Source organism: Xanthomonas bonasiae (assembly GCF_014836395.1).
GTDB classification, from domain to species: domain Bacteria; phylum Pseudomonadota; class Gammaproteobacteria; order Xanthomonadales; family Xanthomonadaceae; genus Xanthomonas_A; species Xanthomonas_A bonasiae.
In genome coordinates this window covers 1-15194 of the sequence record NZ_JACSQX010000013.1, presented here as the reverse complement: position 1 = coordinate 15194, position 15194 = coordinate 1, and the positions used below count along the sequence as shown (strand labels likewise).

Genomic DNA, 15194 nt, shown 5'->3' with positions numbered 1-15194 from the left:
CCCCCCCCCGCTCCTACAGAAAAGCAAAGCAATGCGCCCACACGTATAAACCTGACCAGGAGTCACCCATGCCTTCCCGCCGCGATGTCCTCCAGCTGCTCGGCAGCGCCGCCGGCGCCGGCCTGCTCGCCAGCGCCGTGCCCGGCTTCGCCGCGTCCGGCGCAGCGGCGGCAGGCCTGCCCAGCAAGCGCCCCGCCCCGGCGCAACGGCGCTTCGTCAGCGCCGCGGTGGAAAAGCACCTGCGCACGGTCAAGGCCGGCATCGGCGATCCGCGCCTGGCCTGGCTGTTCGAGAACTGCTATCCGAACACGCTCGACACCACCGTGGAAATCGGCACCCGCAACGGCAAGCCGGACACCTTCGTCATCACCGGCGACATCGAGGCGCTGTGGCTGCGCGATTCCTCGGCGCAGGTGCATCCGTACGTGCCGCTGGCCAAACGCGACCCGGCGTTGCGACGCATGTTCCATGGCCTGATCCAGCGCCAGGCCGCCTGCATCCAGCTCGACCCCTACGCCAATGCGTTCCTGCCCGACGGCAAGAGCCAGCGCCTGAAGTGGTCGGTGGCCGACATCACCGAGATGAAGCCCGGCGTCGGCGAGCGCAAGTGGGAAGTGGATTCGCTGTGCTACCCGATCCGCCTGGCGCACGAATACTGGCGCGCCAGCGGCGACACCGCGCCGTTCGACGACGACTGGCGCGCGGCGATGCACGTGGTGGTCAAGACCTTCCGCGAGCAGCAGCGCCTGCACGACCGCGGCCCCTACACGTTCCAGCGCCCCTCGCCGCTGGCCACCGAGACCCTGGTGCTGGAAGGCTACGGCCAGCCGACCAAGCCCAACGGCATGATCCACTCGATGTTCCGCCCGTCCGACGACGCCTGCCTGTACCCGCTGTTCGTGCCGGCCAACCTGTTCGCGGTGACGTCGCTGCGCCAGCTGGCGACGATGAGCGAAGCGTTGCACCACGATGCCGCCTTCGCCGGCGAATGCCGCGCGCTGGCCGACCAGGTCGAGACCGCCACGCGCCAGTTCGGGCAGATGCGCGATGCCGATGGACAGGCGTTCTGGGCCTACGAAGTGGACGGCTACGGCAACCAGCTGTTCATCGACGACGCCAACGCGCCGGGCCTGCTGAGCCTGGCCTACCTGGGCTGCTGCGACCGCCGCGACCCGCTGTTCCTGCGCACCCGCCAGCTGGCGTGGAGCGAGCGCAACCCGTATTTCTACCGCGGCCGCGCCGCCGAGGGCGTGGGCAGTCCGCACAGCGGCATGGGCACGATCTGGCCGATGTCGATCATGCAGTACGCACTGGCCAGCGACGACGACGCACAGATCCGCCAATGCCTGGCCTGGCTGAAGAGCACCGACGCCGGCAGCGGCTTCATGCACGAAGCCTTCGACAAGGACGACCCCAGCAAGTTCACCCGCGACTGGTTCGCCTGGGCCAACACCTTGTTCGGCGAACTGATCATCGACCTGCACCAGCGCAAACCGCACCTGCTGAAAGCCTGACCACCCCCAGCCCCTGTAGGAGCGGCTTCAGCCGCGACCGGATCTGACCGGCAACGCCAAGGTCGCGGCCGAAGCCGCTCCTACAAAAACATCATCCCCTCTCCGCTGCACACCCGAGGACAGCACCATGGCCACACGACGCGGTTTCCTGCAGGGCGCCATCGCCCTGGCCCTGTTCGGCAGCAGCGGCATCGCCCGCCTGGCGCAAGCGCGCGCCGGCAGCTACGCGCTGCCCGCCGACGCGCGCGCCAAGGCCGAGCTCACCCGCCACGTCGACGTGTTCATCGGCACCGGCGGCCACGGCCACACCTTCCCCGGCGCCACGCTGCCGTTCGGCATGGTGCAGCTGAGCCCGGACACCTACAACGCGGTGTGGGACTCGTGCTCCGGCTACCACGAATCCGACGGCTCGATCATGGGCTTCTCGCACACCCACCTGTCCGGCACCGGCGTCGGCGACCTGCTCGATTTCCTGGTCGTGCCCGCCACCGGCGACGTCAAGCTGGTCCCCGGCACGCTGGAAGATCCGGACGCCGGCTACCGCTCGCGCTACGACCACGCCGACGAAGCCGCCTCGCCCGGCTACTACCGGGTGCGCCTGAAGGACAGCGGCGTGCACGCCGAGCTGACCGCCACCGCGCGCGCCGGCCTGCACCGCTACCACTTCCCCAAGGGCAAGCCCGCGCATCTGCTGCTGGACCTGTGCCACGGCATGCAGGACAAACCCGAGATCGCGACCCGGGTCAGCGACGCGCAGCTGCGCATCGTCGATGCGCGCACGCTGACCGGCGGGCGCCGCGTGTACCAGTGGGCGACTGGCCGCTACATCTACTTCGCCATGCGCCTGTCGCGGCCGTTCGCCGAGGCCCAGCTCTATTCCGAAGACCAGCCGCTGGCCGCCGGCGCGCACCAGGCCGATGGCACCCACCTGAAGGTGGCGCTGCACTACCCCGACGCCGCCGACGCGCCGCTGCTGGTCAAGGTCGGCATCTCCGCGGTCAGCGCCGAGAACGCCCTGGCCAACCTCGACGCCGAACTGCCCGACTTCGATTTCGCGCGCGTGCACGCCGCCGCCGTGGCCGCGTGGGAGAAGGAACTGGCGCGGGTGCGCATCGACAGCGACGACGACGCGCAGCAGCGCATCTTCTACACCGGCCTGTACCACAGCCTGCTCGCGCCGACCCTGTTCAGCGACACCGACGGCCGCTACCGCGGCATGGATCTGAAGGTGCACCAGGCGCCCGCCGGCTACCACAACTACAGCACCTACTCGCTGTGGGACACCTACCGCGCCCTGCACCCCTTGCTGACCCTGATGCAGCCCGAGCGCGTGCCCGACCTGGTGCAGTGCCTGGTGCGCGGCGCCAACGAATGTCCGGACGGCGTCGGCATCTGGCCGCTGCAAGGCGTGGAGACCGGCTGCATGATCGGCTACCACTCCGCCGTGGTGCTGGCCGAAGCGCACGCCAAGGGCTTCACCGGCATCGACTACGCCGCCGCCTGGCCGGCCTACCGCAAGCGCGCCATGGACGACACCACGCACGGCCTGGACGAGTACCGCAAGCGCGGCTACATCCCCAGCGACACCGTCGACGAAGCGGTCAGCCGCACCCTGGAATACGCCTACGACGACTGGGCGGTGGCGCACCTGGCGCAGGCCGCCGGCGCCACCAAGGAGGCGCGCGCCCTGCGCGAACGCTCGCGCAATTACCGCAACGTGTTCAACCGCAAGAGCGGCTTCGTGCAGCCGCGGCTGAGCAACGGCGACTGGGCCGCCCCGTTCGATCCGCGCGCGATGGGCCACATCACGAAATGGCGCGACTTCACCGAGTCCAACGCCTGGCAGGCCACCTTCCTCAACCAGCACGACTTGTACGGCTACATGGAACTGTTCGGCGGCCGCGACGGCTTCGTCGCCAAGCTCGACGAACTGTTCTCCACCAGCTCCGAACTGCCGGCCGACGCGCCGCCGGACATCGACGGCATGGTCGGCCAGTACGCGCACGGCAACGAACCCAGCCACCACGTGGCCTACCTGTTCGCCTACGCCGGGCAGCCGTACAAGACCCAGGCGATGGTGCGGCGGCTGCTGCGCGAGCAATACCACGACGCGCGCAACGGCCTGTCCGGCAACGAGGACTGCGGGCAGATGAGCGCCTGGTTCGTGCTCAGCGCATTGGGCTTCTACGCCGTGGACCCGGTCAGCGCCACCTACGTGCTCGGCAGCCCGCTGTTCAAGCGCGCCGACGTCGATGTCGGCAACGGCCGCACCCTCAGCGTCGTCGCCCACGGCAACAGCGCCGCCAACGTCTACATCCAGCGCGCCCGCTGGAACGGCAAGCCGTACACGCGCAGCTGGCTGCGCCACGCCGACCTCGCCGCCGGCGGCACCCTGGAGCTGGAGATGGGGCCGAAGCCGAATCCCGCCTTCGGCGCGGCCAAGGAAGATCTGCCTCCTTCCTTCGTTTGATACGCCCCGCCCTTTGTAGGAGCGGCTTCAGCCGCGACCGAGACTCTCCGGTAGCACTCTGTCGCGGCTAAAGCCGCTCCTACAAAAAAACAAAACTCCCCCCCGCCAGAGACCCCCACATGCTGCGTCGTTCCCTGTCCGCCCTTGCCCTGTCGCTCCTGCTCTCCCTCCCGGCATCCGCACAGCCGACGCACGCCACCACGCCCTGGCCCGCCTTCGCCACCCAGGGCGAACACTTCACCCGCGACGGCAAGCCGTACCAGATCATTTCCGGCGCCATCCACTTCCAGCGCATCCCGCGCGCCTACTGGAAGGACCGCCTGCAGAAAGCGCGCGCCATGGGGCTGAACACCGTGGAGACCTACGTGTTCTGGAACCTGGTCGAACCGCGCCAGGGCCAGTTCGACTTCAGCGGCAACAACGACCTGGCCGCCTTCATCGACGAAGCCGCCGCGCAAGGCCTTAACGTGATCCTGCGCCCCGGCCCCTACGTGTGCGCCGAATGGGAAGCCGGCGGCTACCCGGCCTGGCTGTTCGCCGAACCGGGCATGCGCGTGCGCAGCCAGGACCCGCGCTTCCTCGCCGCCAGCCAGGCCTACCTCGACGCCGTCGCCGCGCAGGTCAAGCCGAAGCTCAACCACAACGGCGGCCCCATCATCGCCGTGCAGGTCGAGAACGAATACGGCTCCTACGACGACGACCACGTCTACATGCAGGCCAACCGCGCCATGTTCGTCAAGGCCGGCTTCGACAAGGCCCTGCTGTTCACCGCCGACGGCGCCGACGTGCTCGCCAACGGCACCCTGCCCGACACCCTGGCTGTGGTGAACTTCGGCCCCGGCGAAGCCGAGAAAGCGTTCCAGAGCCTGGCCACCTTCCGCCCCGGCCAACCGCAGATGGTGGGCGAATACTGGGCCGGCTGGTTCGACCAGTGGGGCGACAAACACGCCAACACCGACGCCAACAAACAAGCCAGCGAATTCGAATGGATCCTGCGCCAGGGCCACTCCGCGAACATCTACATGTTCGTCGGCGGCACCAGTTTCGGCTTCATGAACGGTGCCAACTTCCAGAAGAACGCCAGCGACCACTACGCTCCGCAGACCACCAGCTACGACTACGACGCCGTGCTGGACGAAGCCGGCCGCCCCACGCCCAAGTTCGCCCTGTTCCGCGACGCCATCGCCCGCGTCACCGGCGTGCAGCCGCCCGCCCTGCCCAAGCCGATACGCTTCGCCGAGCTGCCAGCCACCCCGCTGCGCGAATCCGCCTCGCTGTGGGACAACCTGCCCGCGCCGGCCGCGACCACCGATACCCCGCAGCCGATGGAGCGCTACGGTCAGGCCTACGGCTACATCCTCTACCGCACCACCGTCACCGGCCCGCGCAAGGGCAGCCTGTACCTGGGCGAGGTGCGCGACTACGCCCGCGTCTACGTCGATCGCCAGCTGGCCGGCAGCGCCGAGCGCCGCCTGCAGCAAGTGGCCGTGGACGTGGACATCCCCGCCGGCCCCCACACCATCGACGTGCTGGTGGAAAACGGCGGCCGCATCAACTACGGCGCCCACCTGTCCGACGGCCGCGCGGGCCTGGTCGACCCCGTCCTGCTCGACGGCAAGCCGCTGACCGGCTGGCAGACCTTCCCGCTGCCGATGGACGACGCGAACAAGATCACCGGCTGGACCACCGCCAAGGTCGACGGCCCCGCCTTCCACCGCGGTACCGTCAAGATCGGCACGCCTACCGACACCTTCCTGGACATGCAGGCGTTTGGTAAGGGTTTCGCCTGGGCCAACGGCCATAACCTGGGGCGGCATTGGAAGATCGGGCCGCAGCGAGCGTTGTATTTCCCGGCGCCGATGCAAAGCAAAGGCGAGAACAGCGTGATCGTGTTCGATCTGGATAGTGCGGCGGATGCGAGCGTGCGTGGGGTTAAGGGGCAGGTTTGGAGTACGCCGGGGAATTAAGGCATTCACGAGAATGCGCGCCATCCGATACATGTGGATGGCGCGAGAGCAAACAACTTGTCTACGAATTAAGGCCGCCGGCGGTTACGCCGAGCGGCCTTTAACTTGTGACGGCCGTCAACAAGTGATAGCGTCGGTCTTGTGCGGGGATGCACTGGGGAACGGCCGTGGGGTTAGACGCAGGGATTATGCGACAGCGGGACTGGCGAAAGATCGAATTTGCGATGCATGCCGCCCCGAAAGGTAGTGGTATCGGCGCGCTACGCACCTGTTTTACACACCATTTTGTCGCCGAATAGTAGTTAGACTTCAATAGAAACATGATCACTTGGCCTTGCAGCATTAATGTTGATATGACGCCCCCGCTGCTCCGACAGTTTGGGCCTCTAATTCCTGCTTGGTGGGATCATGCACAGCAAAGCATCGCTGGCGACCATGCGGATCACCGTGTCCTTCTCGACACTGGTGCATCTGGCATTTTCATTGACCAAGGTATCGCGGATACACTCAGGCTGCCCTCTCACGGGCAAGATCAGGTTCATGGCGCTCATGGATACGGAGAACTTAAGAAATACAAGGCAAAGCTCATTCTTCCCGTAGCTGATAAGCAGGGCTACTGTTTCGCTCTTGGAATGCCGGTAGAGTGCGCTGGTATTCCTCATCTGTCAGAGAAATATTCCAGCATGGGCGCTAAAGTAGTCGGGATCATAGGACGGAATTTTCTTCAGTTTTGCACTGTGGTCATAGATGGGCCACAGGGCAAGATCCACGTCGAGATAGATCAATCAGTCCAGTTTCCACGGGATTGAGGTCTAACAATTCATTCAAGCCGATGCCGCTTCGCGGCACGGCTTAACTCAGGCATTAGACCTCATGCCAAAGTTTCTCGAGCCTGTGGCGCTCATACTCATCGGCTGGCTTCTTGGCTTGCTCGGCCCTTCAATCGTTGATGCGATTAGACAACGCAAGGACAATAAACTTGGAAGATCCGCGATAATTACAGAGCTCGAGGAGTTCGCTACGACCATCGCCACCGCAGCCTACCGCGTCAGGATGTGCCAAGGCACACTCGATCGTGAATTTCTCCAGGAAATGAAGGCCGTAGTCGAAGAGTACCCTCAAGTAGTAGCGGTATCACGCCTCCAAAAAGGCGTTGAAACATTCCTTAAGCTTGATGACGAGCAGCTTTCTGCGCTTGCGATGCACTCTGCAAGCCCAGCTGGAGTGGGCCTCGCATTACAACACTACTCCGTACCCCTGCTAGATTCTCGCGTGTCCGCATTTCTAAGCTTCAAGACGCCGCTCCAGAGACAACTTCTTCAACTCCGTCGCGAAATAGCGCTTTTGGACGGCTTGGTAGACCGAGCAGAAAAGTACTTGGATCTAACCTACAGCGTGAATGACCACAATCACGAGCGGGCGTCAGATAGTCATGCCAGCGCCTGTACTGAGTACTCAAAACGCGCCATGAGAATTGTCAAAATTATTCGTGAGATCAGAGAATGAGGTCCAATAGAAACGGGGTCAGGTTGACTTTCTAAGTGAACCTGACCCCGTTACAGCCAAAATTAAGGCCGCCGGCGGTTCCGCCGAGTGGCCTTAACTTGTGATGGCCGTCAACAAGTGGTAGCGTCGGCTTTGTGCGGGATGTACTGGGGAATGGCCATGAGGTTGGACGCAAGGATTATGCGACAGCGGGACTGGCGAAAGATCGAATTTTCGATGCATGCTGCTCCGAAAGGTAGTGGTATCGGCGCACTACACACCTGTTTTACACACCATTTTTTCGCCGAATAGTAGCTAGCTACCCTGACCATGCGATGCGCGCTCTGCTTATTAGTAAAACCCCTTCAGGATTCTCATATCATTCCTGAGTTCCTTTACGGCGTGATGTATGACGAAAAGCATCGCTACAACGTACTCAGCTTGGCGCCTGACCGACGCGATCGCATAGAGCAGAAAGGTGCGCGCGAGAGGCTACTTTGCCGCGAGTGCGAGCAGAAATTCTCCAAGCTGGAACGCTATGCAAGCTTAGTCCTAAAAGGCGGAGCCCCTGGCGTGGACGGCGAGAGAAACGGCAGCGTCGTTTCTGTTACTGGCATCGACTACGCGCAGTTCAAGTTGTTCCTCCTATCGCTACTCTGGCGCGCCGGTATAGCAAAGGGACGCTACTTCGAGCGGGTGGCACTAGGGCCGCATGAGGAGCGATTGCGTGCCATGCTTCATGGCGGAGACCCTGGGCCTTTTGACTTGTATCCTTGCATTCTTTGGGGCCTTAATCTTCAACCTGGCGAGATCCCGCAACTAATGGTCCAGCCCTGTAAAGACAGGGTGTGGGGGTATACGACTTATCATTTCGTGGTGCCTGGCTTCAAGCTTGTCTACTTTGTGTCCAATCAACGTCTGCCCCCAAAGCAAAGTCGGTTCGTGCTACAGCACAATGGTTCACTCATATTCCAAGTACGGTCAGTTCTTGAGCTTCCAAGCGTTTCGGGCTTCATGCAACGGTACGAGAGCGAAGGTCCCAACCCTCAGAGCGGAGCTAACAATTCATTAAATCCGAACCCGCTTCGCGGGTCGGCTTAATTCAGGCATTTCAGGCCTCACATGGAATCTGCTGTGCGCTCAAACGCTTCAACATTTCTCGTTTACACGGTCGAGCCTACAGTTGCAGAGTTCGAGAAGGAGCCGTACGACATCCGTCGTGGCAGGCTCGCTGCAATCGTCCTGTATCACATGGCGGATCATTTCGCGCTCGACGGTTTCGCGAGCCACGAGCGCAAGCTCATGGACCAGGAGATTTTGAATGTGCGAGAGAGGGTGCACGCCACGTGTCCTGATTTCACAATAATTCGAGACGTGGCAGATGCGTCTAAACATGCGAAATTGGCTCCATCCAGGAGGGCTGCGCGCCAGCTTTCATCGGCAGAACAATTGTCGGCCACCCCAGGACTCTTCCAGGCACCGTTCGGCTACGGCGTGTTCGCCGAGGCAGCCGAGGTTATCGTCACGCTGGATGACGGCACTACGCGCCCTTTGCTACCAGCTGTTCGCACAGTACTTACTACATGGAGGTCAATGTTTTGAGTGCTTTTTTCTAGCCCACGGCGCTAAGATGAAGCCTAACCACTCGTCCAAGCGGACGCGCAAAAAGCCGCGCGCCACTCAACTGCAGCGTTGGGCCGCGCATGGTTAGTCTCCGGTACAGAGAGAAGTTCAACTCAGCTCTCTACGCATTGGCGGTTAGAGAGGGTGATGTACGTGAGCGTTTACGTGCCGCGTACAGATTCCTTCGCATGCTCCGAGAGGACGAGGTTCCAGCCGAGCATCGAGAGGAGTGGAGCCAGATTCTTAGTGCGTTGGTCCAGCGCGGACCCATGCTTGGCCAAGAGGGTGAGGTGTATAAGGACGCGTTGGATCATACGCTAAGCCGGATGAGGAATAGCTCTGGTCGCAAGATCGCAGAGCGAATCTACTCACTCGTTCGTAAGATTGACTAATTTGACAGCAGGATCGCCGGTATCGCGGCCTAACAATTCGTTCAATCCGGCCCAACTCGTGGCAGCGCCTTCATGCCTACGCTACGCTTTCACTCAGTCACCGCCCCGCTTGGGGCCGGCTTAACTCAGGCGTTATCTGCAGCTAGAATCGGGGTCAGGTTGACTTCCCAAGTGAATCTGATCCCATTACCGGCTTAATTCAGGCGTTAGCCCGCAGTGCCAATCATTCCCGCCACCGAATACATTCGATCAGAGTCTGAGTCTTTTGGAGACGTCGAAGCTCTTCTGGAGGGCTGCGTCTTCCATGTTACGAGGCGCGAATATTGGCCAGCTATCCAGCGCGCCGGCGCGGTCTTTCCCAACATTGATGGGTCGCTGGCAAGCAGCTTCGGCTCTTCGGCAAATTCTTTTTTTCGTAATCGCGGATGTGTTTCTGTTTTTGACTACCGCGAATCACCCGACGAGGAAATTGTCGATTGCCGTAGGCGATGCTATCCATTCCAGCCGGCCGCACCAGGCAATGAGGGCATTACGGTATTAGTACTCAACCCTTCGCTTCATGAGCATCTTCAGCCTTGGACACGATGGCAAGAAGAGAAGGCATATGGAGAGATGATTGTGCCCCGCGTGGAGGCGGGGCATATTGGTCCAATCCCATTGCGTTTCGTGGACCATGTTATGCACTTGAGCCGGACAGAAGACCCGAACTCGCTCGCAGCCATGCTCAGGGCGGCTCATGGGCAAAGAACTTCGGGCTAACAATTCATTCAAGCCGACGCCGCTTTGCGGCACGGCTTAACTCTGGTGTTAGCTCCCGGATAGCGGGGTCAACTGGTCATGTTCACTTAAAAACTCATCTCTTTCGTTAACTCCCAAGCCAGTTGACATTCCCCAAAGCCAGTAGCACCATTCCCTCCAAGGAGCGTAGAAACTCCTCACACAGCGGCACCCACCTCCGTCAAACCGGTGGGTTTTTTGTGCCTGTTCGCAGGCACACTCCGACGCGCTGTCTGCGTCGGGAGGGCGGTGAATACAACACCCTTCGGGGAAATAAGCCCGCCGGCTGTGTGCGGTTTCTAACCTCCCGACATCCCGTCGCCGTTCGGCGCGGGTTCCTGTCTGCCAAGGAGGCTGTGCCATGCGTCAACCGTCACCCCGCCCCACCACTCCGCGCACCCCGCCTGCCCGCAAACGTGCAGCGCGCCAGCCGCAGCCCAAACCTGAGCCCAAGCCGGCCGGATTCCTGCGTTACATCGAGCCACCGTGCACCCCGATGATGTCGGTTGAAGACGCCGCGGCCGCCATCGCCGCCGAGCTGGCCCGCCCGCCACGCGCACCTCGCCGCACACGCCCGCCGCAGACCTGCACCGTCGCCTGCGGCCACTCCGCCAGCGGCAAGCGCACGCCCGCGCTGCGCCTGGGCGGCCGCTGGATGGAGGCACTGGGCTTCACCATCGGCAGTACGCTGCGCGTGCAGGTGCGCGACGGCGAACTGGTGGTGAGCGTAGCCAGCAAGGACTGACCCGGCCATCGCCCACCACGCACCGGAAGATCGCTGAGATGGCGTCCAACCGCTTTGTCTTCGGCATCACGCTCGACCAGGTCGATGCGCTCGACGGCCTGATCCGCACCATCGCCGCGCATGGCGACATCATCGCCGCCGGCACGGCGCCCTATCTGGATCCACGCACGCTGCCCGCACTGGGAGAGGCCATCTACGCCGCCGCCCGCGCGGCGCGCGGCATCCTGGACCAGGTGGGCGCGCAAGCGCTCAAGGACACGACCGCGCGGTAGGCAGTGAACCACGCAGCCAACGGAAACAGGACCCTTGTGCTGCGGGGTCCGCTCCCTCGCAACACGCGTAACGCCACGCCAGCAGCCGCCCTCACATACAACTGCTTGCCAAACAAGGAGGCAATAGGAGTATCCGCTTGAATCAACTGGCTCCCCTACCCCTTTTGCTGGTTCCGATACCCGGCAGGCCGTGCGCGGACTGCGCTACATCGATCGCACTGGGGCCGATTGCGCCTGCACGGTCTCCTGCTGTTGGCTGCGCTGCAGTTCCTCGGCTCTGACTTGCTGTTGCACGACATCCAACTGCGCGAAGCGCTGTTCCGCCGGCACCGCGAGCGCCTCCTGCATGGGCATGTGCGCTCTGTGCGCCGCGGGGTCGGGCGATGGATGGCCGGTGCGCCACAGGTGCACCACTTCGCCGCTACCCAGGGTGGCGGTAGGCGTGTTGGTCGCGACCTTCAGATCATCTTTTGCCGTGAACCCCTTCTCGGCAGCCAGCAGCAATAAGCTCGCGCTCAGCCGCTCGCTGTTCTCGTCCCACGGTTTGCCGGCTTGTTGATCCAGCCCGCGCACGCCATCGCGGATCTTCTCGAACAATGGGGTGTTGGGGTTTCCAGGGTCACCCGGCTGGGCGCGTCCTGCCTGCGGAGGGTCGAGCTCGGGCGTTGGATTGATGTGCTGGTGCGAGTCCCGGGTGTGTTGCAGCAAGCCACGCGTTGGCGGGGCGGTGCTGGTGTCCCAATACACCTGTGGGGTGGTCGCGGTGGCTTGTGGCAAGGTGATGCCATTGCGCTCCAGCAGGTCCTCACGCAGCCGTAGCTGCCCCATGTTGATCTGCATCTGTGGTGCCACGCCATTGACAGAGTGCGCGTATGCGCGGTCGTAAGCAATCACGGTGCTCACCGCGCCGGCGCCATAATAATTTGGATAATCGGAGTCGCCATGGAAACCAATACCGGTGGTTTGCTGCCGAGTCAATCCAGGCGTACCGACAGGGGGCTTGTCAAAATAGTTCTGACCCATACGTGCGACGTTTGCGGCTGTCATGGACATGCTGGCATCGGCGTTGAAGCTGAGGCCAGGGCGGGCCTGGGCTTGGCCGGGCACTACTGGATTTTGTGTAACGAAATCGAGTACTCGCGTGGTCCTGTCATTCTGGTTCGAGTTGGTAGCCAATGTCATCATATCGGTCAGATTTGCCGTCGGCTTCTTTTGCTGTTCGCGGCTCAACAAAGCGTTCCAGCCTGCGATTTGCGCCTTGGCCTCATCCTCGCGCCCCGATTGAATCACCGCCCCGATGGGGCCGGTGTAGTCGTTGACCGGATTGTTATCTTGCGCGATCTGTTTGACTTGCGCGTAGGCTGCGTTTCTGGCCAGCTCCGCGCCTGGCGCGTTGAACCCGTGCTGGATTTCATGCCCCAACACGAAAGTGAGGTCTGCAGATCCAAAATTGGCCGGCGGCACGGCCAGACTGCTTGGCGGCAGGCTCATAGTATGGTTCGCAGGGTTATACGTGCCACCGGCCACGGTGCCACTGAGCGATGCGAAATGCTGCAAGGGCGCGGCCTGCCCCTGCCCGGGCGGGGTCACGGCCCGCTTGATTTCGGCGGCGAGTACCGGTGAGCCGTTGATGGTGGATTGCAGGTTGGTCACCATGTCCTGCGTCACCGGCTGGGCGACGTTGGCGGCGTCCACATAGCTGGTGTGAGCAAAGCGCAGCGACATGTCTTGCACGCGCAGCGCGGCGACCAGATCGGCGCTGGGCGCCGTTCCAGTAGGCTGAAAGCTGGTGGTGGGCAGCGTGACGACGCCCGAAGCCATGTCGTAGGTGCCGGCCAGATTCGCAGGTGTAGCCGCTTGCGGCAGCGCAAAGCTCCTCAGTTGGCCGTTGGCTGCATCCTGATTCAGGTGTTGCAGGAGGCTGGCGTCCTGAGTGATGGCGGCGCGCAGTTGAGCTTCCTGATCGGGCGTGACGCCGGGCCGTGCTGCGAATTGGCCAATGGCCGCTTGCAGTTGGGCATTGGGATTGACCATCCCTTAAGCTCCTGTGCCGACACTGATTGATTCCACGCAGAAGTTCTCGGGTTTCGCGTCTGATGCAACCACTTCGCGCCGCTCACGAATGAGCACCCCAACATTCCCGCGCGTAAAGGTATAACCCGGCAACCGAAAGAACTTTCGCTCCGCAAAGCTCTCTTTGCCTGTTTTCGGGTCGTAAACGGCTGGCGGCATCGGGGAATCGTATTGCGCCAGGTCTTCGCGCTCTACAAAGCCCATTTTTTTCAGTTCCGCCACATAGGCGTAGAAATCCATGCCGCATACCGGGGCCATGTCTGCACCATCATCATTGTTCTCTTGGCCCGCCGGCCGATTGGTGAATTGATAGGTGATGCTCTTTCTCTTGAGTTCCGGATCGTCATAGTAAGAGAGGCCGTAGTACCAGCCAGACTCCGGCAGGTGCATGGTAAAAAATCCGCCATGCGTCTCTGGTGTGGGCGTGAAGCGCAATCGCATCGCCCCTTGCAGGCGTTCGAAAGACAATTCTTCAATCGACTTCAAGCTGTCGATCAGCTTCAAGAAGCGCTGCCCGATCTCTTCTGGCGTCAGCTCCGGAAACTCGTCCAGCGTATGCGGGCGATAGGCATCGGTAGCAGGTGCATTCATGGCAGCTAGTTCCTTGGACGGTGAGGCTGGCAATGGCGATTCGGAGGGTTTATGGGCGCAGGCCGTCATCGCGATGCCGAGCGACAGCACGGGTATACGATGTATCAACCCTTTGACCCCGCTCGTCGCTCTCTTGCCTGAAGTTCTTTTAATGGACATGCCGGCTCCTATGCCAACCGCTCTTGCCTACGAGTCTAGCCAAAAAGATGGACTATGGTCCCCACTGGCATTTTGTAGGAATTTTCCTACAGGAACATCTGGTCACGGTGTGCAGTCGGCGTACGTCGATGTTGCAGCGGTCTCCGACTCGGCCGTGCCAGACGGCGGAAATAAAACAGGGTCGGAGTGTGGGCACGATTGTAGTGGCCTTCCCACAGGATGCCAGTGCGACGGTCAGCCATCGCGCGGCTCCATTTCCAGGGTCACGATAGAGACGCAGCGCGGCGCCTCGCGCTGGTCCGTGCGGGCGATGACATACAAGCCAAGATTGCCGGCGGCCGCTCGATCGAAGTAGACCTCGGGCTTGAAACCCGGCGCATTCTTGCTGATGCCGAACCCTGCCGCGACCAACTGGTCATGTAGCGGCTTGAATGCGAACGCGCAAGCCTCCGACGGGCGCATCCTGATCTCGATGGTATGCCCGGGATGGCGTGCGTAGGGCTTCCAAATGGCGATTTCGTAGCGGCCTGATCCGAGTGTTCCTTGGGCGCCGGTTCGCCGTCCTTCCGTGTCGGGTCGAAGCTCCAGCCCCATCACTTGAGCGACATTTTCCGGCGCCATATCGGCCTGGGATTGAAGCGACTTCGCCACCTGAGCAATGGCTTGGAGCAAGGCGCTCGGTGTCAGTTCCGGGCCTTGCGGCAAGGGGGCAAAGCCGTCCGGAGCGCTCACAACGGGGTTAGTCGCTGCACTGGCCTGGTCGGCAGCCCGATCCGCGCTCGCCGCAGCCTTGTCCTGCTCAGCGCGCAACTCGGCCGCACTGGGTGGGCGTTCGTCAATGCTCTTCTCCTGGGATCGCCAGGCATCCGCTGGGGTTTGCGTACAGGCCAACACGCCCAACGACACCGCCAGGGAGACAACACTGCGAATCAGCAAGCGCAAGCTGGGCCTCCTTGTGGCTGAATGTCCGCAGCCAACCTACGGGCTTTGGTTTCAGTCTAACTTTCTTTCTTCCAGAAACTGGGTAACGTTGACTTCCTAAGTGAACGTGAGCCACCCCCGATTTCTCGGACAGGTTAATTAGGGAACAACAACCATCTTCTCGAACTCGACCGGCGAGCGGTAG

At 62.2% G+C, this 15194-nt stretch carries 11 protein-coding genes; 8 read left to right on the top strand and 3 right to left on the bottom strand.

Going from position 1 to position 15194, the window contains the following annotated elements:
- The first annotated feature begins 68 nt into the window (after positions 1 to 68).
- The 8 genes from H9658_RS18740 (at position 69) to H9658_RS18705 (ending at position 11245) form a co-directional block, all read left to right on the top strand.
- Positions 69 to 1514, top strand: a complete 1446-nt coding sequence (locus H9658_RS18740) for a glycoside hydrolase family 125 protein (RefSeq protein WP_191826523.1) — start codon at positions 69 to 71, stop codon at positions 1512 to 1514.
- A gap of 127 nt (positions 1515 to 1641) precedes the next feature.
- The gene (locus H9658_RS18735) at positions 1642 to 3984 is read left to right on the top strand and encodes a GH92 family glycosyl hydrolase (protein WP_191826522.1); all 2343 of its coding nucleotides are present in this window, start codon (positions 1642 to 1644) and stop codon (positions 3982 to 3984) included.
- A gap of 119 nt (positions 3985 to 4103) precedes the next feature.
- Positions 4104 to 5951: a glycoside hydrolase family 35 protein gene (locus H9658_RS18730; protein ID WP_191826521.1), complete on the top strand. Its 1848-nt coding sequence runs from the start codon at positions 4104 to 4106 to the stop codon at positions 5949 to 5951.
- A 320-nt stretch (positions 5952 to 6271) separates the two neighbouring features.
- Positions 6272 to 6760 carry an aspartyl protease family protein gene (locus H9658_RS23060; protein ID WP_225210107.1) on the top strand — a complete coding sequence of 163 codons (489 nt, stop codon included), beginning with the start codon at positions 6272 to 6274 and terminating at the stop codon, positions 6758 to 6760.
- A gap of 64 nt (positions 6761 to 6824) precedes the next feature.
- Entirely contained in the window at positions 6825 to 7457 is a 633-nt protein-coding gene (locus H9658_RS18720; RefSeq protein WP_191826519.1) for a hypothetical protein, read from the top strand.
- A gap of 1101 nt (positions 7458 to 8558) precedes the next feature.
- Entirely contained in the window at positions 8559 to 9038 is a 480-nt protein-coding gene (locus tag H9658_RS18715) for a hypothetical protein (protein ID WP_225210106.1), read from the top strand.
- Positions 9039 to 10724: 1686 nt separating this feature from the next.
- A complete protein-coding gene (locus H9658_RS18710; RefSeq protein ID WP_191826518.1) occupies positions 10725 to 10973 on the top strand; it encodes a SymE family type I addiction module toxin in 249 nt (82 codons plus the stop codon).
- 38 nt (positions 10974 to 11011) lie between these two features.
- The gene (locus H9658_RS18705) at positions 11012 to 11245 is read left to right on the top strand and encodes a hypothetical protein (protein ID WP_191826517.1); all 234 of its coding nucleotides are present in this window, start codon (positions 11012 to 11014) and stop codon (positions 11243 to 11245) included.
- 204 nt (positions 11246 to 11449) lie between these two features.
- Here the strand turns inward: H9658_RS18705 and H9658_RS18700 are convergent, their stop codons facing one another.
- From H9658_RS18700 to H9658_RS18690, 3 genes are all read right to left on the bottom strand, one after another.
- The gene (locus H9658_RS18700; RefSeq protein ID WP_191826516.1) at positions 11450 to 13279 is read right to left on the bottom strand and encodes an XVIPCD domain-containing protein; all 1830 of its coding nucleotides are present in this window, start codon (positions 13277 to 13279) and stop codon (positions 11450 to 11452) included.
- A 3-nt stretch (positions 13280 to 13282) separates the two neighbouring features.
- Positions 13283 to 14068 (bottom strand): hypothetical protein, encoded by a 786-nt coding sequence (locus H9658_RS18695; protein ID WP_191826515.1) that lies wholly within the window; start codon positions 14066 to 14068, stop codon positions 13283 to 13285.
- 234 nt (positions 14069 to 14302) lie between these two features.
- Positions 14303 to 15010, bottom strand: a complete 708-nt coding sequence (locus tag H9658_RS18690) for a hypothetical protein (protein ID WP_191826514.1) — start codon at positions 15008 to 15010, stop codon at positions 14303 to 14305.
- Positions 15011 to 15194 lie beyond the last annotated feature (184 nt).